Annotated in this window: 20 protein-coding genes, 1 other RNA gene and 2 pseudogenes; 9 read left to right on the forward strand and 14 right to left on the reverse strand. The window is 69.0% G+C overall.

Translation table 11 applies throughout. From position 1 onward, the window contains the following. The first annotated feature begins 27 nt into the window (after window positions 1–27). Window positions 28–1,521, forward strand: coding sequence for a CHAD domain-containing protein (locus ACAG25_RS00710; protein ID WP_370486384.1), 1,494 nt, complete (start codon window positions 28–30; stop codon window positions 1,519–1,521). Here the strand turns inward: ACAG25_RS00710 and rnpB are convergent. Together rnpB and ACAG25_RS00720 are read right to left on the reverse strand one after the other, a co-directional pair. Beyond that, window positions 1,515–1,951: RNase P RNA component class A (gene rnpB, locus ACAG25_RS00715), an RNA gene on the reverse strand. The genes ACAG25_RS00710 and rnpB overlap by 7 nt on opposite strands. A 63-nt stretch (window positions 1,952–2,014) precedes the next feature. Next, entirely contained in the window at window positions 2,015–2,632 is a 618-nt protein-coding gene (locus tag ACAG25_RS00720) for a class I SAM-dependent methyltransferase (protein WP_370486385.1), read from the reverse strand. A gap of 60 nt (window positions 2,633–2,692) precedes the next feature. On the opposite strand from ACAG25_RS00720, the gene ACAG25_RS00725 reads away from it, so the two are divergent. Then, on the forward strand, window positions 2,693–3,271 hold the full coding sequence (locus tag ACAG25_RS00725; protein ID WP_370486386.1) for a helix-turn-helix domain-containing protein: 579 nt from the start codon (window positions 2,693–2,695) through the stop codon (window positions 3,269–3,271). Here the strand turns inward: ACAG25_RS00725 and ACAG25_RS00730 are convergent. Genes ACAG25_RS00730 through ACAG25_RS00740 form a run of 3 tightly spaced genes read right to left on the reverse strand, consistent with a single transcriptional unit; the run spans window position 3,262 to window position 6,184 of the window. Further along, window positions 3,262–4,326, reverse strand: a complete 1,065-nt coding sequence (locus ACAG25_RS00730; RefSeq protein ID WP_370486387.1) for a bifunctional RNase H/acid phosphatase — start codon at window positions 4,324–4,326, stop codon at window positions 3,262–3,264. The two genes, ACAG25_RS00725 and ACAG25_RS00730, sit on opposite strands and share 10 nt — an antisense overlap. Beyond that, window positions 4,323–5,060: a zinc ribbon domain-containing protein gene (locus ACAG25_RS00735; RefSeq protein ID WP_370486388.1), complete on the reverse strand. Its 738-nt coding sequence runs from the start codon at window positions 5,058–5,060 to the stop codon at window positions 4,323–4,325. Before ACAG25_RS00735 ends, ACAG25_RS00730 begins: the two co-directional genes overlap by 4 nt. Then, window positions 5,057–6,184 carry a Nif3-like dinuclear metal center hexameric protein gene (locus tag ACAG25_RS00740; RefSeq protein WP_370486390.1) on the reverse strand — a complete coding sequence of 376 codons (1,128 nt, stop codon included), beginning with the start codon at window positions 6,182–6,184 and terminating at the stop codon, window positions 5,057–5,059. Before ACAG25_RS00740 ends, ACAG25_RS00735 begins: the two co-directional genes overlap by 4 nt. 94 nt (window positions 6,185–6,278) lie before the next feature. Between ACAG25_RS00740 and ACAG25_RS00745 the strand changes: the two genes are divergently transcribed. The 3 genes from ACAG25_RS00745 to ACAG25_RS00755 are packed head-to-tail and all read left to right on the forward strand — an operon-like array spanning window position 6,279 to window position 8,275. Further along, entirely contained in the window at window positions 6,279–6,965 is a 687-nt protein-coding gene (locus ACAG25_RS00745; protein ID WP_370486391.1) for an HAD hydrolase-like protein, read from the forward strand. Further along, window positions 6,958–7,449, forward strand: a complete 492-nt coding sequence (locus ACAG25_RS00750) for a low molecular weight protein-tyrosine-phosphatase (RefSeq protein WP_370486392.1) — start codon at window positions 6,958–6,960, stop codon at window positions 7,447–7,449. Before ACAG25_RS00745 ends, ACAG25_RS00750 begins: the two co-directional genes overlap by 8 nt. Window positions 7,450–7,453: 4 nt before the next feature. After that, the gene (locus tag ACAG25_RS00755) at window positions 7,454–8,275 is read left to right on the forward strand and encodes an SURF1 family protein (RefSeq protein ID WP_370486393.1); all 822 of its coding nucleotides are present in this window, start codon (window positions 7,454–7,456) and stop codon (window positions 8,273–8,275) included. Here ACAG25_RS00755 and ACAG25_RS00760 read toward each other — a convergent pair. Then, window positions 8,229–9,188: a cobalamin biosynthesis protein gene (locus ACAG25_RS00760; protein WP_370486395.1), complete on the reverse strand. Its 960-nt coding sequence runs from the start codon at window positions 9,186–9,188 to the stop codon at window positions 8,229–8,231. The genes ACAG25_RS00755 and ACAG25_RS00760 overlap by 47 nt on opposite strands. Window positions 9,189–9,252: 64 nt before the next feature. On the opposite strand from ACAG25_RS00760, the gene ACAG25_RS00765 reads away from it, so the two are divergent. Beyond that, window positions 9,253–10,962, forward strand: a complete 1,710-nt coding sequence (locus tag ACAG25_RS00765; RefSeq protein WP_370486396.1) for an amidohydrolase — start codon at window positions 9,253–9,255, stop codon at window positions 10,960–10,962. Here the strand turns inward: ACAG25_RS00765 and ACAG25_RS00770 are convergent. Further along, a complete protein-coding gene (locus ACAG25_RS00770; protein WP_370486397.1) occupies window positions 10,959–11,564 on the reverse strand; it encodes a PepSY domain-containing protein in 606 nt (201 codons plus the stop codon). The two genes, ACAG25_RS00765 and ACAG25_RS00770, sit on opposite strands and share 4 nt — an antisense overlap. Window positions 11,565–11,653: 89 nt before the next feature. Here ACAG25_RS00770 and ACAG25_RS00775 point away from each other — a divergent pair, with 89 nt between their 5' ends. Both ACAG25_RS00775 and ACAG25_RS00780 read left to right on the forward strand, forming a co-directional pair. Continuing rightward, window positions 11,654–14,215: a multicopper oxidase domain-containing protein gene (locus ACAG25_RS00775; protein ID WP_370486398.1), complete on the forward strand. Its 2,562-nt coding sequence runs from the start codon at window positions 11,654–11,656 to the stop codon at window positions 14,213–14,215. A 7-nt stretch (window positions 14,216–14,222) separates the two neighbouring features. Further along, window positions 14,223–14,663, forward strand: coding sequence for a hypothetical protein (locus ACAG25_RS00780; RefSeq protein WP_370486399.1), 441 nt, complete (start codon window positions 14,223–14,225; stop codon window positions 14,661–14,663). Between the two features lie 3 nt (window positions 14,664–14,666). On the opposite strand, the gene ACAG25_RS00785 is transcribed toward ACAG25_RS00780, so the two are convergent. The 7 genes and pseudogenes from ACAG25_RS00785 to ACAG25_RS00815 all read right to left on the reverse strand — a co-directional run. Next, window positions 14,667–15,653: an SGNH hydrolase domain-containing protein gene (locus ACAG25_RS00785; protein ID WP_370486400.1), complete on the reverse strand. Its 987-nt coding sequence runs from the start codon at window positions 15,651–15,653 to the stop codon at window positions 14,667–14,669. 23 nt (window positions 15,654–15,676) lie between these two features. Next, complete coding sequence (locus tag ACAG25_RS00790; RefSeq protein WP_370486401.1) at window positions 15,677–16,915, reverse strand: acyltransferase family protein; 1,239 nt, start codon at window positions 16,913–16,915, stop codon at window positions 15,677–15,679. A gap of 489 nt (window positions 16,916–17,404) precedes the next feature. Further along, window positions 17,405–17,634 (reverse strand): annotated as a pseudogene (locus tag ACAG25_RS00795) (cation-transporting P-type ATPase); the annotation flags it as partial. Window positions 17,635–17,833: 199 nt separating this feature from the next. After that, window positions 17,834–18,430, reverse strand: coding sequence for a hypothetical protein (locus tag ACAG25_RS00800; RefSeq protein WP_370486402.1), 597 nt, complete (start codon window positions 18,428–18,430; stop codon window positions 17,834–17,836). Window positions 18,431–18,600: 170 nt separating this feature from the next. Further along, window positions 18,601–18,984, reverse strand: coding sequence for a hypothetical protein (locus ACAG25_RS00805; protein ID WP_370486403.1), 384 nt, complete (start codon window positions 18,982–18,984; stop codon window positions 18,601–18,603). A gap of 60 nt (window positions 18,985–19,044) precedes the next feature. Continuing rightward, a complete protein-coding gene (locus tag ACAG25_RS00810; RefSeq protein WP_370486404.1) occupies window positions 19,045–19,326 on the reverse strand; it encodes an SHOCT domain-containing protein in 282 nt (93 codons plus the stop codon). Window positions 19,327–19,752: 426 nt separating this feature from the next. Continuing rightward, window positions 19,753–21,205, reverse strand: a pseudogene (locus tag ACAG25_RS00815) (heavy metal translocating P-type ATPase); the annotation flags it as partial. Between the two features lie 327 nt (window positions 21,206–21,532). On the opposite strand from ACAG25_RS00815, the gene ACAG25_RS00820 reads away from it, so the two are divergent. Next, window positions 21,533–21,859 carry an alkylmercury lyase gene (locus ACAG25_RS00820; protein ID WP_370486405.1) on the forward strand — a complete coding sequence of 109 codons (327 nt, stop codon included), beginning with the start codon at window positions 21,533–21,535 and terminating at the stop codon, window positions 21,857–21,859. The last annotated feature ends 24 nt before the right edge of the window (window positions 21,860–21,883 follow it).

Genomic DNA, 21,883 nt, shown 5'->3' on the forward strand with positions numbered 1-21,883 from the left:
GAACCCGTTGCGAGATGAAGGTGGCCGATGGGCGCTGATTCGACGAAGACCTCCCGTTATACCGAGACCGAGCGCAAGTTCGAGGTCGTCGAGAACACCGTTGCCCCGTCGTTTGCGGGGCTGTCCGCCGTCGCTCGGGTGGAGCGATCGCTGTCACAGTCCCTCGATGCTGTCTATTTCGACACACCTGCTCGCGATCTGGCGCGGCATCGAATCACGCTGCGCCGCCGGACCGGCGGAACCGACGAGGGCTGGCATGTGAAGCTGCCCGCCGGGGTGGACACCCGCACCGAGATCCGCGCCCCGCTGACCGACGACGACACCGGCGAAGTCCCCGACAACATCCGCGATGTCGTGCTGGCCATCGTGCGTGACGCGCCGTTGGCCCCGGTGGCGCGCATCAGCACCGAACGCACCGTGGAGACGCTGTATGACGCCGACGGCGCGCAGCTCGCCGAGTTCTGCGACGACGACGTCCGCGCGAGCGCCGACGGGGGCGACGAACTGCGCTGGCGGGAATGGGAACTCGAACTGGTACCCGGCGCCGACACCGACGTCTTCGACCGGCTGACCGGCCGTCTGCTCGACGCGGGTGCGGAGCCCTCCGGTCACGGATCGAAGTTGGCTCGGGTGCTGGGCACCCCGCCGGCATCCGAGAAACCGTCCCCGACAGGTGATCAGCTGCACGACGCCATCGCCGGACATGTCGCCGAATTGCTCGAATGGGACCGTGCGGTGCGCGCCGACGCGCACGACTCGGTGCACCAGATGCGGGTCACCGTCCGCAAGATCCGCAGCCTGCTGCAGTCGGCCCCGGACACCGAGGCCCCGGAGTGGCTGCTCGACGAGTTGCGGGAGCTCGGCGCCGTGCTGGGGATCGCCCGCGACGCCGAGGTTCTCGCGCAGCGCTACGAGAAGGCGCTCGACGCGCTGCCCGCCGAACAGGTCCGTGGCCCGGTCCGCCGCCGGTTGGTCGAGGACACCCAGAAGCGCTATCAGACCGGGTGGAAGCGCTCTCTGACCGCGATGCGGTCTCCGCGCTACTTCCGTCTGCTCGAAGCGCTGGAGTCGCTCACCACCGCCGCACCGGCCGAACCCGCGCCGAAGTCCGCTGTGGCCGACCGGATCACCGAGGCCCACCGCCGGGTCCGCAAGGCCGCCAAGACCGCACGGAAACTGGCCAAGGACGGCGCCGACGACCGGGCCGCCGACGAGGCGCTGCACAAGATCCGTAAGCGCGCCAAGCGTCTGCGCTACGTCGCCGCGGCGTCGGACCGGCGCAAGGTCGCCGAACGCGCCAAGGCCGTGCAGTCGTTGCTCGGCGACCACCAGGACAGCGTGGTCAGCCGCGGCCATCTGTTGCGCCAGGCCGACCTGGCGCACGCTGCCGGCGAGGACACGTTCACCTACGGAGTGCTCTTCCAGCGCGAGATCGAGACCGCACAGCGCTGCGAAGACCGGCTCGACGACGCGCTGAAGGCGCTGGACAAGGTCGTGTCCAAAGCCACGAAGGGCGGATGAGCTGGCCTGTAAGCCGGATTCTGTTCCCGGACGTCATTGCTGACGACCGGGCGGCGACCATCCATCTGGGCACACCGTCGCCGGGTACCTCGAGCGGCCTACCCGCAGGCTCGGGCGAGCAGCCCTCGAGCGCCTGCGCTACCGCGCCCTCCACGCGGCATTCTTGGCCTTGCTTCGGGTGGGGTTTACCGAGCCGTCCCGGTCACCCGGGACGCTGGTGCGCTCTTACCGCACCGTTTCACCCTTACCTCCGCGCCGGCCCGAGGGCCGGTGCGGCGGCGGTCTGTTTTCTGTGGCACTTTCCCGCGAGTCACCTCGGATTGCCGTTAGCAATCACCCTGCTCTGCGAAGTCCGGACTTTCCTCGAACCGTCGACGACCTTCATCCCCCATCCGGCCGATCGACGGTCCGCGGCCGCCCAGCCAGCTCATCCGCGATACACAAGGTAGCCGGTTCGGGCGTCCGACGGTATCGAACGCCGTTCCTGGGCAGCTCAGCGGCGACGCAGCACGATCAGGTTGTCCAGCAGAACGCCCGATCGCCCGTCCGGTCCGACGGCGTCGCGTTCGACGGTGCCGGCATGCACCTGGTCCCACCCTGCGTCGATGCCCACGACGTCGAGCACGTCGCCGACGGTCGGGAAGACGATGTCGTGCGCGTGGTCGGCCCAGGGCGGCGCGGCGGCGTGGTCGACGATCAACAACGTCCCGCCGGGAGTTACCGCGGCTGCGGCGCGGGCGAAGATCCTCGCCCGGTCCAGGTGGACCAGGGACTGCAGGAAGTGCGCCGACACCAGGTCGAAGGTTCCGCCGGGGAAGTCCACCGACAGGTCGCACGGGACCAACCGCACCCGGTCGTCCACGCCGCGCTGCGTGGCTGCCCGCCTCGCGCGACCCAGCGCGGTTTCGGAGACGTCGACGCCGGTCACCTGCCAGCCGCGCTCGGCCAGCCAGACCGCGTCGGCACCCTCGCCGCACCCGAGATCCAGCGCGCGGCCCGCGGGTAGCGGCCCGGCCACCTCGGCGAGCCAGTGGTTGACCCGACCGCTGAACATCTGCGGCCGCTCCGAATACCGGTCCTCCCAGTGTTGTTTGACGTCCGGCTCGGTCATCGCGTCTTCTCCATGACCCGACCTTGCCTGGCATCCGAAGTCTTGCCAAGATCCCTTGCCATGGAGGCAAACGACGATTTCGACTCCCGGGTGCGGCGCCGGTTGCGCCAGCTGCGGCAGGAGCGCGCGATGACGCTCGAGGACGTCGCGTCGCGCGCGAACATCGACGTCTCCACGCTCAGCCGCCTGGAATCGGGTAAGCGACGCCTGGCGCTGGATCACCTGCCGCGGCTGGCCGCAGCGTTGTCGGTCAGCACCGACGAACTGCTCAACCCACCGACGGTGGCGGACCCGCGGGTGCGCGGCACCGCCCACACCCGCGACCAGATCACGTTCTGGCCCCTGACCGCCGACGGTCCGGCCGGTGGCCTGAACGCCTACAAGATCCGCATCAGCGCGCGCCGCCGCAGACCTCCGGCCGAACTACCGGTGCACGAGGGACACGACTGGATGTACGTGTTGTCCGGACGGCTGCGGCTGGTACTCAGCGACCGCGACTTCACCATCGAACCCGGCGAGGCCGTGGAGTTCTCCACGTGGACGCCGCACTGGTTCGGCGCGGTGGACGGGCCCGTGGAGGCCGTGGCGCTGTTCGGTGTGCACGGGCAGCGGGTGCACGTGCACACCGATCACAAATAGGCGGTCTGGTTGACCAGACGCACCGATGCCGCCCCGTCGGGGTAGAACTCGGCGACCGACAGCGACGCGAGATCCAGGTGCATCCGGTAGAGGACGCTCGGACCCGCATCGAGTGCCATGCGCAGCAGCGTTTTGATGGGCGTGACATGGGAGACCACGAGCACGGTGTGTCCGCCGTGGTCGGTGGTCAGCCGCTGCTGGACGCGGCCCACCCGTTCGGCCACCGCGTCGAAGCTCTCGCCGCCAGGCGGCGCAACGGCGGTGTCGCGCAACCACTTCCGGTGCAGCTCGGGATCGCGTTGCGCGGCTTCGCCGAACGTCAGTCCCTCCCACGCCCCGAAATCCGTCTCGATGAGGTCGTCGTCGACGACGACGTCGAGGTCCAGCGCCTTGGCAGCCGCCGCGGCGGTGTCGTAAGCGCGCTGCAGGGGTGAGGCGATCACGGCGTCGATACCGCCGCGGCTCGCCAGATAACGCGCGGCGGCGTCGGCCTGCCGCACGCCGAGTTCGGTCAGCGCGGGGTTACCCCGGCCGGAATACCGGCGATGCACCGACAGTTCGGTCTGCCCGTGCCGCAGCAGCAACAACCGGGTCGGAGCGCCCTGGGCGCCGGTCCAACCGGCGGGATTGGTGACCACGCGCGACGTGGTCTCGTCCTCGGCGTCCATCGCCGCGTTGGCCAGCGCGTCGGCATGGCTGTTCTGCGCGCGCGGGATCCACGTGTAGGTGACACTGTCGAAGCCGGCGGCCAGCTGCTGGGCCTGCCGATGCAGCGGCGCGAGGTCGGGGTGTTTGACACGCCAGCGGCCGGCCATCTGTTCGACCACCAGCTTGGAGTCCATGCGCACGTCCGCCTCGGTGGCCCCCGCATCGCGCGCGGCCTCCAGACCGGCGATCAGGCCCCGGTATTCGGCGACATTGTTGGTGGCCCGCCCGATCGCCTGCTTCGCCTCGGCGAGCACCGCGCTGCGATCGGCCGACCACACCACCGCCCCGTAGCCGGCCGGTCCGGGGTTGCCCCGCGAGCCACCGTCGGCCTCGACGATCACCTTCACGCTTTGAATCCCTTGACCCGCAACAGGATCGCCGAGCACTCCGGGCACCGCAACACGTCGTCGTCGGCGGCTGCGGCGATGCGCGCCATCTCCCCCTGATCGATCTCCAACCGGCACGCCCCGCACCGCCGACCCTGCAGGGCGCCCGCGCCCACCCCGTTGCGGTCGCGCTGACGTTCGTAGAGCGCCAGCAGCGCCTCGTCGATCTGAGCGGCCAACCGGTCGCGGCGCGCGGTGGCGTCCTCCCGGGTGGTCTCCAGCTCGGCGCGGGCGTCCTCACAGGTGCGCTGGGCGTCGTCGTGCGCCTTCTGCAGGTCCTCCACAGCCTGCTGCTGGCGCGCGATGTCGGCTTCGAGCTCTTCGCGCCGCTCCATGACCTCCAGCAGCGAATCCTCCAGGCTGGCCTGTCGCCGCTCGAGCGTCTCGAGTTCGTGCTGCAGTTCGGTGAGCTGCTTGGCGTCGACGGTGCCACCGGCCATCAGGGCACGGTCGCGGTCCTCACGCTGGCGCACGCCGTCGATCTCGTGCTCGAACTTCGCGACCTGGGCGTCGATGTCCTCGAGCGCGAGCTGCAGGACCGCGAGCTGGTCGCCGCCCTGGCGCAGCGCCGCCAACGCCTCGGACAGCGCGACCTGTTCGGGCAGATTCTTCAGCCGGTGTGCCACCCGGCCGAGCTGCGCGTCCAGCTCGGAAAGCTCCAGCAGCGAACGTTGTTGGTTGACATCGGCTTTCACGGGCAGTCTCCCTCGACGTTCCACGGGTCGGTGCGCACCTCGGACACGGTGACCGGCAGCGCCGCACCGAATCGTGCGCGCAGCAGCTCGGCGGCCTGGCCGCACCACGGTTGTTCACTGGCCCAGTGCGCCACGTCGACGAGCGCGACGTCGCTGACCCGGCGGTGCTCGTCGGCCGGGTGGTGGCGCAGGTCGGCGGTGACGTAGGCCTGCACCCCGGCGGCGGCGACCTCACCCAGCAGGGAGTCGCCGGCGCCGCCACACACTGCGACGCGCGTAACAGTCGCGGCGGGATCGCCGGACGCGCGCACGCCCCAGGAGGTCGCGGGCAGTGCGCGTCGCACCCGGGAGACGAAAGCGGCCAGCGGTTCCGGTGTGGGCAATGTCGCGATACGTCCGAGACCGACGTCGCCGGGCGGCGTCTGCAGCGTGATCACGTCGAACGCGGGTTCCTCGTAGGGGTGGCCGGCACGCAGCGCGGCGTACACGGCGGCGCGCCGGCTCGCCGGGGCCACCATCTCGACGCGGTCTTCGGCGACCTGCTCGACGGTCCCGACGGTCCCGATGGCCGGTTGGGCGCCGTCGTGGGGAAGGAACTGGCCGGTGCCCGGGACACTCCAGCTGCAGTGGGAGTAGTCACCGATGCGGCCGGCACCGGCGTCGAACATCGCCGTGCGGACCGCGTCGGCGTTCTCTGCCGGCACGAACACCACCCATTTGTCGAGGGCGGGACTCGAAGGCACCGGCGAGAGCACATCGGTGACGTGCAGACCCAGCGCCTCGGCCAGCGCATCGGAGACGCCGGGGGCGGCGCTGTCGGCGTTGGTGTGCGCGGTGAACAGGGCCCGACCGGTGCGGATCAGCGAGTGGATCAGCGCACCCTTGGCGGTGTCGGCGGCCACGGTGTCCACTCCGCGCAGCAGCAGCGGGTGGTGGGCCAGCAGCAGACCGCGCTCGGGCACGGTCGCCACCACCTCGGCGGTGGCGTCGACGGCCACCGTGACCGACTCGACGGGCTCCGACCGGTCACCGCAGACCAGTCCGACGGAGTCCCAGCTCTGTGCCAGCGCGGGCGGGTAGGCCTCGTCGAGGACATCGATGATGTCACCGAGCCGCACCGTCATCGCCTCACCCCGCCGTACTCGTTGGACCGCCTGACCACTGCCACGACACTAGTGCGCCGGTTCGGGCAGTTGGACATTGCTGGACAATGGGGTCGTGACCGATACGCTCGACAGTGCCCGCAGCCTCGTCCCGGTGAGCCGGGGCGACCTGGTGATCTTCGACCTGGACGGCACGCTGACCGACTCCGCCGAGGGGATCGTGGCCAGCTTCCGTCACGCGCTGGAAACCGTGGACGCGCCGGTACCCGAGGGCGATCTGGTCAGCCGCATCGTGGGACCACCGATGCCGACCACGCTGCGCCAGCTCGGCTTGGGTGAGCGGACCGACGAGGCGATCGCGGCCTACCGGGCCGACTACACCACCCGCGGTTGGCTGATGAACCGCCCGTTCGACGGGATCGCCGAGCTGCTGGCCGATCTGCAGACCGCGGGCGTGCGGATGGCGGTCGCGACCTCCAAGGCCGAACCGACCGCGCAACGCATTCTGGCGCACTTCGGCCTGGACGGATGTTTCGAGGTGATCGCAGGCGCCAGCCCCGACGGCACCCGGGCCCGCAAGGCCGACGTGGTGGCCCGCGCGCTGGGTGCGCTGGCTCCCGTGCCCGAGCGGGTGACGATGATCGGCGACCGCTCCCACGACGTCGAGGGCGCGGCCGAGCACGGCATCGGCACCATCGTGGTGGGCTGGGGTTACGGCGCCGAGGACTTCCGCGAGGACCCCGGTGGCGCGGTGGCGCATGTCGCCTCGGTCGACGAATTGCGCGGGGTGCTGGGTGTCTGAGCTGCTGCACGTCACGTTCGTGTGTTCGGGCAACATCTGCCGCAGTCCGATCGCGGAGAAGATGTTCGCCCAGCAGATCCGCGACCGCGGGCTCGGCGACGTGGTACGCGTGACCAGCGCCGGCACCGGCCATTGGCATGAGGGCGAGCCGGCCGACCGCCGCGCCGGGCACGTGTTGCGTCAGCACGGCTACCCCACGCAGCACCGCGCGGCGCAGCTGACCGACGACCACCTGTCTGCCGACCTGGTGATCGCGATGGGCCGTAACCATCTGCGGTTTCTCGCCGAGGCGGGGGTGCCGACCGAGCGCCTGCGGATGCTGCGGTCCTTCGACCCACGGTCGGGCGCACACACCCCCGATGTCGAGGACCCCTACTACGGCACGCAGGACGACTTCGTCGAGGCGTTCACCGTGATCGAGGCGGCGCTGCCCGGGCTGCACGACTGGGTCGACGAGCAGCTGTCGCACAGGAAGGTCAGCTGAGACCATGCGCCGCTTCGCATTCCTGCTGCGCCCCCAGTGGTTGGCGTTGTACGTCGTGGTGCTCGCGTTCGCCTACCTGTGCTTCACGGTGCTCGCACCGTGGCAGCTGGGCAAGAACACCAAGACCTCGCGGGAGAACGCACAGATCGCGCGGTCGCTGGACGCGGATCCGGTCGCGTTGACGAGCGTGCTCCCGCAGCAGGATTCGAGCGCGCACGACGAGCAGTGGCAGCAGGTCACCGCCACCGGGCGCTATCTCCCCGACAAAGAGGTGGTGGCCCGCCTGCGGACGGTCGAGGGGGAACCCGCGTTCGAGGTTCTGGTGCCGTTCGCGGCCGACGACGGTCCCACCGTCCTGGTCAACCGCGGGTTCGTCCGCCCCGTCGGCGGCTCGCAGGTTCCCGAGATCGAACCGGCACCCAGCGAGCCCGTCACGATCACCGCGAGGCTGCGCGACACCGAGGCCGTCGCGCAGGGCAAGACGCCGTTCGAGGCCGACGGCGCCCTGCAGGTGTACTCGATCAACACCAGCCAGATCTCCGAGCTCACCGGCGTGCCGTTGACCTCGTCGTATCTGCAGTTGACCGAGAACCAGCCCGGCGGGCTCGGCGTCATCCCGCTCCCCCACCTCGACGCCGGCCCGTTCCTGTCGTACGGCATCCAGTGGATCGCGTTCGGCATCCTGGCCCCGGTCGGGGTCGGCTACTTCGTGTACTCCGAGGTCAAGGTGCGCCGCCGGGAGAAGGCGCTCGCCCGCGCCGCCGACGACACCAGCGAACTCACCTCCGAGGAGAAACTCGCCGACCGGTACGGCCGCCGACGCTGATCGCGACGGCGAGCGCCGCGGCCGCGACCTGCACGGCGCGTGACAGTCGCACCGCGCGCGCCAGATCGTCGACCTCGGGGACGCGTCCGTCGCCCAGGGTGGGCCGGATTTCGAGTTGATGGGCGTACTGGGTCGGACCGCCGAGGCGTACGCCGAGCGCGCCGGCGAACGCGGCTTCGGCCACGCCGGCGTTGGGGCTGGGGTGTTTCCGCGCGTCGCGCCGCCATGCCCGCCAGGCCTGTCGTGGTGACCCGCCCACGAAGGGCGCGCACACGAGCACCAGCATCCCGGTGACACGGGCCCCGACGAGGTTGGCCAGATCGTCCAGCCGTGCTGCGGCCCACCCGAACTGGGCGTAGCGCGCATTGCGGTGGCCGATCATCGCGTCGAGGGTGTTGACGGCGCGGTAGGTCAGCACGCCCGCCGCTCCGGCTGTCGCCGCCCACACCAGCGGTGCGACCGTCGCGTCGGAGGTGTTCTCGGCTACGGATTCCAACGCCGCGCGCGCTAGACCCTCGGCGTCGAGCACCGAGGGGTCGCGCCCGCACAGCGACGGCAGTAACCGCCGCGCCCCGTCGACATCGTCGGCCGCCAACAGGTGCGCCATCTGTGCGCCGGTGCGGCACAGCGATGTACCGCCCAGCGCGATGTATGTCGCTGTCGCCACGACCGCCGCTTCGGCGACGGGCGCCCACCGGCGCGCCGACTGTTCGACCAGCGCGCCACCCAGACCGACCGCCGTGCACAGCGCGGCGGTGTGCCCCACGCCGGCCCACCGGGAGTCGGCGTAGGTGCGGCGTTCCAGTGCCGCGGCGCCCGTACCGAACAGCGCGACCGGGTGGCCGCGGCGGGGATCGCCGAAGACGGCGTCGGCGATCGCCGCCGCAGCGATTCCCGTACTCCGCGCGAACATTCCGGCAGCGTCTCACAGAGCGATTCGACCGGGACCGGGCAGGTCGCGGTGACACACTGGGCCGATGGACGACGTGATCTTGACCGCGGGCACTGTCATCACCGTCGACGACGCGGTCCCCCGCGCGCAAGCGGTGGCCGTCTGCGCCGGTCGGATCGTCGCGGTCGGAACGGTGGATGATTGCCGTACCGCGCTGCCCGACGCCGAGGTCGTCGACACCGGAGTACCGGTGCTGGCACCGGGTTTCGTTGAGCCGCATGGTCATCCGTTGATCAGCGGCGTCGCCACGCAAGCCCCGGCGCGTTCGATCGCGCCGTGGGACGCTCCGTCCTGGGCCGCGGTGCAGGAGGTGTTCGCCGACGCCATCGCGGGCACCGACCCGCAGACCCCGCTGTGGTTCGCCGGGTTCGACGCGCTGCTGCACGGCCATCCCGCGCCCGACGCCGAGGAACTCGACCGGATCTTCGGCGACCGCGTCGCGGTGGTCACCGACAACTCCGGACACGGCGTGTATTTCGACTCCGCATTGATCCGCCGGTACGGCTGGGACACCGCGCCCCCGCCGGACCCGGTCGCCGCGCACTTCGGACGCCGGCCCGACGGGACCCTCGACGGCCGCGGGTTCGAACTGCCGGTGCTTACGGCGGTCACGGGTCCGTTGATGGCGCAGATGGGTGACCCGCTGCTGAGCGCTGCGCGGTACTTCGCGCTGATGTCTCGCGGCGGCTACACCTCCGCGTCGGACATGACCTTCGACCCCAAGTTCGCCGCCGGATACGAAGCGCTGGCCGCTGCTCCGTCGTGCCCGCTGCGGGTCAGCATGTGGGAGATGTCGGTCACCGACTCCTACTGCGAGCCGGCGACTTTCACCGCCGACGACACATGGTTGACCAAGGCCGGGGTCAAGCTGTGGACCGACGGATCCCCCTGGGTCGGCAACATCGCGATCTCGTTTCCGTACCTGGACACCGACGCCACCCGCACCGCGGGCATCGACCCGTCGACCGCGGGCGGTGCGGGCTCGATGAACTACACCCGTCAGCAGCTCGACGCGATCCTGGACCGGGCCGCCCCGGCAGGTTGGCAGATGGCTTTTCACGCCAACGGCGATCTGGCTCTCGATCTCGCGCTGGACGCCTACGAGGACGCGCTGACCCGGCATCAGTTGCTCGGCACCGATCACCGCTGGCGGCTCGAACACTGTGGGGCGGGTACCCGCGCGCATTTCGACCGGGCAGCGCGCCTCGGCGTGCATGTGTCGTTGGCGCCGTTCCAGTACTACTACTGGGGCGATCTGCTCGACGGCGCGATGTTCGAACCCGCGCACGGAGCCCGTTGGGCGGCGTTCGCCGATGCCGTCGCCTCGGGGGCCTGCGTCTCGCTGCACAACGACGGCTCGGTGTCACCGCCCGCGCCGGTGGTCAACATCGCCACCGCGGTCACGCGTCGCACCCGTACCGGTCAGGTGCACCGACCCGATCAGGCCATCACGCTGGAGCAGGCCTGGTGCGCGCAGACCATCGACGCGGCCCGCACGCTCCGTCGTGAGCACCTCGTCGGTTCGATCACCGCGGGCAAGCTCGCGGATTTCGTCGAACTGAGCGCCGACCCGTGGGACGTCCGCCCGGATCGCCTGATCGACGAGGTTCGGGTGACCGGCACCTGGCTGGGCGGTCGACGGATCGACCTGGACGCGTTCATCGGCGCAGTCGGCGGCAACGACAACGCCGCGCACGCACACTTGGCCGCGCGGACCACGACAGGCTGCTGTTAACGGATGTTGCCGTCCTGCGCGTCGACGCGCACCTCGACCTCGGAACCGTCGGCACGCACCAGGTCGATCTTCCAGACCACCTGAGCACCGTCGGTGTCGATCTCCAGTTCGTCGAACAGGGTGTCGACCTCGCGGTCGGCCGCGGTCTGCAGTGCGCGTGCCGCGTCCACCGCCGCCGACTCGGCGCGCCGGGCGTCGTCGTCGGGCCCGTCCTGGCGGGTGGAGGAGATCACCCGGTTGCCTTCGGCGTCGACGACGACGTCGTACTGCTCGCCGTTGGACGCCACCTCGATCTCGAACACGCGTTGGCCTTCGCGCGTCTCGACCTGCACGTCGTAGGGACGTCCGTTCGTGACGGCACCGGCCGCGGCCCGCAGGGCCTGCTGCGCCGCCGGCACCGGCAACCCGGGACCGCCCGGTGTGGGCGGCAGTGGCGTCGGGCTCTCGGCAGGGCTCCCCCCGGGGCTGGTCGGGGCGACGCTGGTGGTGACGGTCTCGGTCACCGTGGTCGGGCTCGGTGTCTCCCCGGTGTTCCCGCATGCACTCACCGCGCATACGAGGGAGAACGCAGCCAATCCGACGCAGACCTGACCCAGTGCCATGAGCGGTGGCTACCCCGCCGTGCGTCCGGCCAACCAGATGGGGACCAATGCCCCTACAGCCGCGCCGGCCGGCGGGCTTGGCTGGAGGCGTGTCAACCGACGATCTGAGGACGCCGCAGGATCGGCGGCGCAACGGTCCCCGCGGTCCGGTGTTCGTCTGGGCCAACGTGGTGGTGCTGTGCTGGCTGGCCGTCGCCGCCGGGTTGCTGGTCGCGCACTCCACGCTGGGTATCTCGAGTTGGGTGGCGCTGCACGCGCTGCTGCTGGGTGCGGTGACCAATGCGATCGTCATCTGGTCCGAGCATTTCGCCGAGGCGTTCTGCCGCATGCCCAGTCCGCCGTCCCGACGGCTGGCGTTCGGTTTGACCGCGCTGAACACCCTGGTGGTCGCGGTACTGGTCGGGGTGAGCACCGACACCGCTGTGCTGGTCGGTGTCGGCGGCACCGGCATCGCGGTGATCGCCACGGTGCACGCGATCCATCTGCGCCGCGCGACGAAGGCGACCGCGCCTGAATCGTTCGACTATCTGCCGGGGTTCTACTGCGCAGCCAGCCTGACGCTGGCGCTGGGTGCGGTCGTCGGCGCGCTGCTGGCCCTCGGATCGGCCGACTGGTACGCCCGGTTGTGGTCGGCGCACGTGCATCTCACACTGCTCGGTTGGGTCGGACTGTCGGTTCTCGGCACGATGTTCACGTTGTGGCCGGTGACCCTGCACGCGCGGATCCGCCCGGATACCGCTGTTGCGGCACGGCGCGCGCTGCCCACGGTGTGCGCGGGTCTGGTGGTCGCGGTCGTCGGCATGCTGGCGTCGTCGGTCTGGCTGGCCGTCGCGGGACTGCTGGGTTACGCGGCAGGCATCGGCATCGCCGTCATCCCGTTGATCCGCAACGCCGTACAACGCAGACCCGAGGGACCGGCGGCGTGGATGCTCGGAGCAGCGATGGCGTGGCTGAGCGTCGCGGTGCTGACCGAGGCGGTACGACTGGCCGTCAGGGGTTCGCTGGACGCGCTACCGGCCATCGCGAGCGACGTGCTGCCCGTGTTGACCGTCGGGTTCACCCTGCAGATTCTGATGGGCGCCCTGACCCAGCTGCTGCCCGCGATCCTGGGCCGCGGGCCGCACCAGCACCGCCGCATGGCCGAGACCCTGTGCAGCGGTTGGCAACTGCGTGTCCTGCTGCTGAACGTCTCGGTGCCGCTGGTGGCCGGCCCCTGGCCGGCGCCCCTGCCGCTGGTCGGCTGGACCTTGGCCGCGGTGAGTCTGGTGACGTTCCTCATACAGGCTTTGCGTATCGCGATTCCGGTGGCGCGGCACGGGTCCCTCGAGCAGGGGCCGCGGCACATCGCCGGTACCACCAGCGGTGTCGTCGCGGGCCTGGCCGTGGTGGCGCTGGCCGTCGCGTTCGCCGGCACCGGCCAGATCGGGCCGCCCGCGGTCAGCACCGCGGAACAGGTCCGCACCATCGACGTCACGTTGGCGGACATGCGTATTCAGCCCGACGTCCTCGACGTCGCGCCCGGGACGCACGTGGTGCTGCGCGTGACCAACGTCGATGCCATGCCCCACGATCTGCGCGTCGACAGCGGCGCCCGCACACCCCTGTTGCGTCAGGGTCAGACCGCATTGCTCGACCTGGGACGGGTCGACGCCGAGATGCAGGGCTGGTGCACCGTGGCCGGGCACCGCGCCGCCGGGATGACGATGTCGATCCGCACCGGCGCGGCCGCCCCGACGCCGCACGCGATGCACATGGGTGACGAGACCCCCGACCCCGAACCGCTCGACCTGTCGGCGCGACCCGCGCCGGATTGGAAGCCCCACGAGGCCCGACTGGCGCCGGCCGACGGCCCGCTGCACAGAGTCGAGTTCACGGTCACCGAACGCGAGGTGGAGGTCGCGCCCGGGCGCACCGAACAGCGTTGGACCTTCGGCGATTCCGTGCCGGGACCCACCCTGCGCGGAAAGGTCGGTGACCGCTTCGAGGTCACGCTGATCAACGACGGCACGATGGGCCACAGCATCGACTTCCACGCGGGCATGCTCGCGCCCGACGAGCCGATGCGCACCATCGCACCCGGCGAGCGACTGACCTACCGGTTCACCGCAACCCACGCCGGAGCGTGGCTCTACCATTGCGCGACCATGCCGATGTCACTGCACATCGCCAACGGCATGTACGGCGCGGTGATCATCGATCCGCCCGACCTGACGCCGGCCGACCGCGAATACGTCCTCGTCAGTTCGCAGGTGTACCTGGGCGATCCGGGCAGTGGGTACCAGACCGACCGGTTACGCGCCGGACAGCCCGACGGCTGGGCGTTCAACGGGATGACCGCGCAGTACGACCACGCGCCGCTGCCGGCCCGCGTCGGTGAACGCGTCCGCATCTGGGTCGTCAACGCGGGTCCCGGTGACAGCACCGCCTTCCACGTGGTGGGCGGACAGTTCGACACCACGTTCGCCGAGGGGGCATGGCTGTTGCGGCCGGATCCGGAAACCCGCGGCGCCGCACAGGTTCTGAACCTGGCGCCGACACAGGGCGGATTCGTCGAGTTGACGTTCCCCGAGGCCGGGAACTACCCGTTCGTCGATCACGACATGCGCCACGGTGAGAACGGTGCGCATGGCGTCTTCGCGGTCACGGAGTGATGCGGCGATGTTCGACGTCTGGACCGTCGTGCGCTTCATCCACGTGGTGGGCGCGATCGTGTGGGTCGGCGGACAGCTGACCGTGACCCTGGTGGTGTTGCCGCAGGTGCGCGACCGACTCGGCACCGCCGAGCGGGCCGAGGTGATGCGCGCGGTCGGCAAGCAGTTCGCCCGGATCACGATGCTGTTGTTCCTGCCGGTGCAGATCGCGACGGGCGTTCTGCTGGCCTGGCATTACGGCGTCACCTGGGCCTCGCTGGCCCAGCCCGGCTACGGGCGCATCCTCGTGCTGAAGCTGGTGCTGTTCACCCTCGTGATGGTCGCTGCCGCGCTACACGGGATCGCCCAGTCGAAAGGTCACACTGACCGGGCGCGTGCCGCGTCGCTGGCGTCGTTGGTCGGATCACTCGGGGTGGTACTGCTGGCCACCTGGCTCGCCGAAGGCTGAGTGTCACGCCAGCGCGGGCGCCATGGCCTCCTCGAGGGCACCGGAGAGGTATCCGGCGTACCCGGACGTGACGTGGTACTTACCGGAGTAGACGAGCTGATCGGCGATCACCGCCGGGCACACCTCCGCGCAGAACCACTCCTTGACGTCGATGAACTTCGCCCCGGTGAGCTCTGCGGCATCCGTCCAGCCCGCTGTCGTGGGCAGCGCGTCGGTAGCCGGGGTGGCGCACCGGGTCAGGTCGGTCGGATTCTGGGCGACGCACTCCGACGGGCCCTCCGCGGGACGCGGAACACCGCCGAGCATGAATGTCTTTGTGCCCTGCGGAAGTTGGCCGATGGTCTTGGCGAGGGCGTCGCGCCAGATCTCGGGCGTCGTGGTCGTGCCGGGGCCCTGATTGCCGCCGTCGAACCAGCCGGCCAGCACCACGACTTCGGCCTTCTCCTGGTGGATGACCTCCATGCGCCACTTCTGCCACTCGTCGCACTCGGTGTAGGCCCGCTCGAGTTGGTACTGGTAGTAGGTCAGCGACGCGGGACCGCAGTTGCTCTTGGTCAACACGATCGCCCGCCAGCCGTTGCGCTTGCCGATGAGGTCGAAAGCGGTGTGCCACATCGCGGCTGCGGAGTCACCGATGACGGCCATGGTCCGCTCGCTGGTGGGGTCGCCGAGGATGCACGGCTCGATGTCGTCGAGGCGACTTTGCTCCAGCGCGGGTTCGCACCCCGGGACCGACCACTGCTCGGTGTAGTCGCCGCTGGCGGCCAGCAGCTGGTCGTTGGCGATACTCGGGGGAAGCTCACGCAGTTGCGTGGCGGCCTGCACGGCCTGCAACACCTCGGCAGCGGGCACCGCCGCGGGGACGGGCGCGGATTTCAGCTCGGCATCCGGGGGCGGCTGCTGCTCGGGCACCGCCTGGCATCCGGTGGTCAGCAGCGCAGCACACATGGCCACGCCGGCAAGGGTTTTGGCGGCAAAGCGCATCGCCATTCGTCGATCCTTTCGAAGAACACTCACAACAACTGCTGGACAAGAGGGACAGGCAGGGCCCATCGGTACCGCTCGAACGCGGCGACGGCGAACACGACAGCGATGCTGACCGGGACGATGGCCAGGCTGAGCCAGGGGCGGGCCGCCAGCAGGCGTGACCGGCGGATCGGGTTCTCGAACCCGTGGTACATGGCTGCTGCGGCCACGAAGGTCGCACCGATGAGGAGAATCTGCAGGGGCCACGAGAAGTCGTCACCGATGCATGCCGCGGTGATGACGAAGATCGGCCAGTGCACGAGGTAGAGCGAGTAGGAGATGTCGCCGATGTAGACCGCGGCGCGGCTGCCCAGGACGGTGGCCGAAACCGTGCGGTGGGCGCACATCCCGGCGACGAGAAGCGCTGCGGTGCCCAGCACCGGGACCGCCGCGACCCACCCCGGGAACCGGCTGGTCTCGTCGAGGAAGATCACCGCCCAGGCGATCGCCGCGATGCCCGAGACGCTGAGCACCGTGGCCGCGATCGGTCTGGCCGCGATCCTGGCGGCCAACCAGGGCTGCGTCACCGCGATCAGACAGCCGATCCCGAGTTCCCATGCGCGGGTCAGCGGAGAGAAGAATGCGGCCACCCCGTTGACCGAGGTCAACACGATCGAACACAGGAAGCTCGCCGCCACGACGGCCGTCAGCAGCCCGACCAGCAGGTGGCGCAGCGTGACCCGGCGTGCGCGGGCCGCGACGGCGATCGCCACGAGTACCAGCAGCGGCCACACCAGGTAGAACTGCTCCTCCACCGCCAGTGACCAATAGTGTTGCAGCGGCGACGGATCGGCGTCGAGCCGGGCGTAGTCGGTGCCGGTGGCGATGAAGTGGAAGTTCGCGAGGAACAACGACGCGGACGTCGCGTCCGGCAACACTCGGGCGCCGCGCAGGAAGTTGGTCAACTCGAACGTCGCGACGACGGTCAGCGCGATCACCAGGGTCGCGGCGGGAACGATCCGTCGCGCACGTTTGGCGTAGAAGTCGAGAAACCAGGCACCGCGCGGTGAATCGGAGCGCTGCAGCAGCATCCGGGTGATGACGTAGCCGGAGATGACGAAGAAGACGTCCACCCCGACGAATCCGCCCGTGAAACCGCGCATGCCGACGTGGTCGAGGATGACCACCAGCACCGCGATCGCGCGCAGACCCTGGATGTCTGCGCGGCGATGTGGGTGCGAAGAGGCGCGCTGGTCGTCACGGGCGGCACCGATTGCAACCGCCACCGAGTCCGCCTTTGCTGTGCCCATGAGTTCCCTGTGAAACTCCCGGCGGGGACTCTAACAGAGGTAAGGCTTACCTTTACTGCTACGTATCCGGGGGCGACGCGGTCGATGCTCGGTGGGCGCGGACGGTATCGAACCGCCGACCGCTGGTGTGTAAATCTCGCCGCACTGAATTCCCTGTAGTTCAAGGTCGTTGCATGGATGCACATACGTCCAGCTCAGCCGTCTCGTCCGTGTCCAAACGTCCATGGCTATAGCGACTGTCGCTGCACGTCCTGGCACACTCTCGGCACAGCGGGGGTAGGGCCTTCCGCTTCGCAATGACGCCCTCGGGCGACGAGCGACGTTCGACGGCGCACACGACTGAAGCCGGCAACCGGACTGGCACACGACACCTCCTACCTGCGACTACAGGAATCCTGTAACAGCAGTTCAGGCCCATTATCGGATCTGCCGAGACGTGCGCCGGCGCCGAAGCCGGTACGCGATGATCAAGCCCAGGGACAGCCCGACGTTTTGCAGCATGATCCGCCGCGCCCGGCGCATGGTTGAACGCTTGGGGCAGGTGGCGCAGGTCTTCGCCCATCAACGCCACGTCGGCGGTTTCGATGTCCACGTCGGCGCACCTCCCATCGCGACACCCACGTCGGCGGTGCCAGCGCAGGAGCGTCGTTCACGCCATCGTCGACCATCGCCGTGAGCCGCTGGGCCCGCAGTCGCGGCGCTGCTGATCAAAGTTGCTTCTACTTCACTGGACTTGTCAATGTTGTTAAGGGGGGCCGAAGGAAGGTTGTCTTGCGTAATCGCTAGTCGGGCCCGTGCGGTGCCCGCCGTGTCATTAGTCACCACATGGTGCCGTGCTGCGGCATCTACCAGTGCCTGTTGCGGCTCCGTCCGGTGGGAGTTGCTTGCTTCGGTTCAGCGGCCCGGTCCCATCGTGCCGTGACCCATGCCGGGACCCATCATTCCGTGGCCCATGCCAGGTCCCATCATCCCGCCGCCCATCATTCCGCTCATCATCGCCGGCATCCCTTCAACGACGAATCCGGTGACTTCGCGGGCGTGTTCGCGAATGGCGTTGGTCAGTTCGGGGTCGCTGGAGGTTTCGACCACCACCACGCCGCTGGCTGTGAGCGTGATCTGACGTTGATAATCGGCAGCGCGGCGGAACAGGGTAGGCAGGCTTGAGCTCATGCAGGTGACTTCACTGCCCTGATCGAGGTGGGTATACATCGATGAGACGTGGGCCTGCAGTTCGGCGACGAGGTCGGCGGAGTCAGATTCGGTGGTGGTGCGCACACCTCCGGGAATCTCTTCGACGCTGCGTCGAAGCTCGCCATGCCGCATGAACATGTTCATATAGGCGCGCATGTCCATACCGGTCGCGCCACCCATCCCGGGTTGGGCACGGCTGACCGGTATGTCGATCATGTTGCGCAAGACATACCCCAGCCCGAAGAGGGCCCCACCGGTGGCCAGCATTCTCAGCGCCGCTCGCCGGCTCATTCCGGTCATTTCCGATGATCCCTTCGCGTGCTCGACATGTGCGGTGAGTCGCGTTGTGGGCGAACGCGTGGTGCGAGTTGCGTCCGTCTTGGGCTTTGGCGGCTTCGTGGCCGATGATGGCCGACTCGACGCGACAACGTGAAATTGCTGCCGTCGCAGCGTGAACCTGTTCTTGTGCGCTACGGCCGAGGTGTAGTTGGAGTGGTTGTCGGCGGCTGCGACTGGCCGGGCCCCCAGGGGCCAGAGGGCCCCATGTTCCCCGGTGGCCACGAGCCCTGCGGCCCCATCATGCCGGGTCCCATCATGCCGGGTCCCATCATGCCGGGCCCCATCATGCCGGGCGTTCCTTGACAATGCCCCCGATTGCCGCCGAAGCCGTCGGTGGCCCTGCCGATGAAGAAGCCGGAAAAGAACACCACCGCGATGATGAACACCGCAGCGGCGGCAATGCCACTCCACGCCAAGGCGTGGTTCACCCCTCGGCGCTGTCCGGCTACGGCGATTCGTTCGCTCGTTGTTTCAGGTGTATCGGTCATTTTTCCAATCTCCTTCGCTACATCCATTTTTGAGGTCCTCGGTCGACTGGCGCGCTCTCGGCCGACCGTGAGCCCGCGGCACGTGAGTCATCGCGGTTCCTGGTGTTCGCGCAGCAGCGTCATCCGCCGCCGATACTCATCCTCGTCGATGTCGCCGCGCGCAAACCGTTGGGCCAGAGCATTCTCCGGCCGCGACCAGGTCCCTGAATCCGTGCGGTTGCGCTGTGCATCGCTACCGGCGAGATGCCGAACGGCCAGCACGACCGCGGTGATCAGGACGGCCGACAACAGCACCATCACCACGCCTATGAGGATCCAGCCGCCCCATCCCCAACCGCCCCACATGCAGTCGTCTGCGCCGTACATCATGGTTGTGAACCTCCTTCACTCGACTCGCCGGGGGAATGTCTCACCTGACACCAGGATGGACTGGCAGGGCGCTCGGACGGTAGGGCCGATGTGCCTCAACATGCCCGCAGCAGTGCGGAAACCTGAAAAGTGCCCGTCTCCATGGTTCGGCATCAGCTCGATCGAGGATCATTTTGCCCTGCTACTCGTCGGCGTGGACCCCATTGTCGAATACCCCTGCGGGTATATCAAGGACCCTTTTCGGGGGCGGATCCAACACGGCTTGGCGATCCGTGCCGCTGCGGCGACCCGGCGACCCGCGCCTATGCCCCTGACCGGCCCTGCGTGTGCGGTGTGGTGTGGTGGGCTGACATGCGGCCTCAGCCCGGTTCGCTTCCCTGCCACGGACGTATGCACTCACGGAGACTGTCGGACAACTCCCGCCGATCATGAGGGCGCCGCTGCTACGTGGGCCGTCGCTGGTTGGCCGGTCGGTGCAAGGGGCAGGGGCTTGGCGCGGCCGGCACGCACACCGTTGGCGATGACGACCACCTCGGCCAGCTCGTGGACCAGCACGACGGCGGCCAGACCAAGCACACCGAGCAGCGCCAGCGGTATCAACACGGTGATCAGCGCAAGTGACAGGCCGACGTTTTGCAGCATGATCCGTCGGGCGCGACGCGCGTGGCTGAACGCCTGCGGCAGGTGGCGCAGGTCTTCACCCATCAACGCCACGTCGGCGGTCTCGATGGCAACGTCAGTGCCCATCGCCCCCATCGCGATACCGAGGTCGGCGGTGGCCAGGGCGGGGCGTCGTTGACGCCATCGCCGACCATGGCTGTGTTGCGCTGAACACGCAGTTCTTCGACGAGCCGCGCCTCGTCCTCGGGGCGTAGCTCGGCGTGTACGTCATCGATACCCACATCTTTGGCGAGCGCGGCGGTGGTGGTGCGATTGTCGCCGGTGAGCATCGCGATGTGGAAGCCGTCGCGGCGCAGCTGGGCGACGACCTCGGCCGCCTCGGGACGCAGTTCGTCGCGCACGGCGACCGCGCCGACCGTTTGGCCGTCGTTTTCGACGAGCACGGCGGTGGCGCCGGCCTGCTGCATCCGTACCACGTCATCAGCCAACGCGCCCGCATCGAGCCACCTGGGGCGGCCCAGGCGAATCGTGTCGCCGTCGCGGCGGCCGGTGAGCCCGGCGCCGGTCACCGCCTGCACGTCAGTAGCCGGGGTGACCTCGTCGACGGCGGCCAGGATCGCCGCGGCCAGCGGGTGTTCACTGCGCGCTTCCAGCGCTGCGGCCAGATCGAGCACCTGCTCGCGAGTGGCGCCGTGGGTGGTGGCCACATCGACGACAGCGGGCCGGTTGGCGGTCAGGGTGCCGGTCTTGACCAGGGCGACGCCGCGCACCGCACCGATCGCGGCGACCACGGTCACGGGCACCGAGATCGCCAACGCGCACGGCGAGGCCGCGACCAGTACCACCAGAGCACGTTCGATCCACACGGCCGGATCGCCGAGCAGGCTGCCGATCACTGCAATCAGGGCCGCGGCGATCATCACCCCGGGAACCAGCGGCTTGGCGATGCGGTCGGCCAATCGCTGAGAGGCGCCCTTGCGGGACTGTTCGGCCTCCACAATCTTCACGATGCGGGCCAGCGAGTTGTCCTCGGAGGTGGTGGTGACCTCGACCTCCAGCACGCCGGTGCCGTTGATCGAGCCGGCGAACACCTCATGGCCGGTTCGGCTTCCACGGGCACCGACTCACCAGTGATAGCCGAGACATTTAGCGCGGTGCGGCCTTTCCGGATAATGCCGTCGGTGGCGATCCGCTCACCGGGCTTGACCAGCATTCGGTCTCCGACACGCAATTCACTTGAGGACACGACCATCTCGGTGTCGCCGACCTCGGCGACGGAGCGATGAAGACTTGACGCGGTTCGACACCAGCTGCGGCAAGCGCGATGAGCTACGGACCGAGGTCCTCTCCTGCGGTGCTCGAGCGTCCGGATCGCTTTGTCGCACCACCACCGTCTCGTTCCGACATCGAGGATCTAAGACATGCCGTGTGAGATAAGACATGAGACACCGCGACCTGGCGCGATGCGACTACAGCGTGAGCCATGCAAGGCCGTCTCATTTCTTTAGAAACGAGATTCAGGGTGGGGTGCGGAGAGGCCCCTGGTTGAGGGTGATCCCTTAGCGATGGCGTCCATAATTGGCACATGAGAGTGGAGATTCTCTATTTCGACGGATGCCCGAACTGGCAGGAAGTCGGTGCGCGTGTGGACGCGGCAGCAGCAGGACTGGTTGACGTCGAGATCACCTATCGGCGAGTCACTACGGACACAGAGGCGGCGGCCTTGCCGTTCGCGGGCTCTCCAACCATCCTCCTCGATGGCACAGACGCTTTTGACGATGCGCTGCCGGTGACCGAGTTGGCGTGCCGGCTGTACCAGACCGATGCGGGCCTGATGGGGTTGCCGACGGTCACACAGCTGACCGGGGCGTTGCGGCGCCGGGCTGCTGATCGACTCATTGACGGCTTGTGAACCGGGCTCTGTATTCGCGCGTCC

The sequence above is a fragment of the Mycobacterium sp. pV006 genome (assembly GCF_041287115.1).
Lineage (GTDB): Bacteria > Actinomycetota > Actinomycetes > Mycobacteriales > Mycobacteriaceae > Mycobacterium.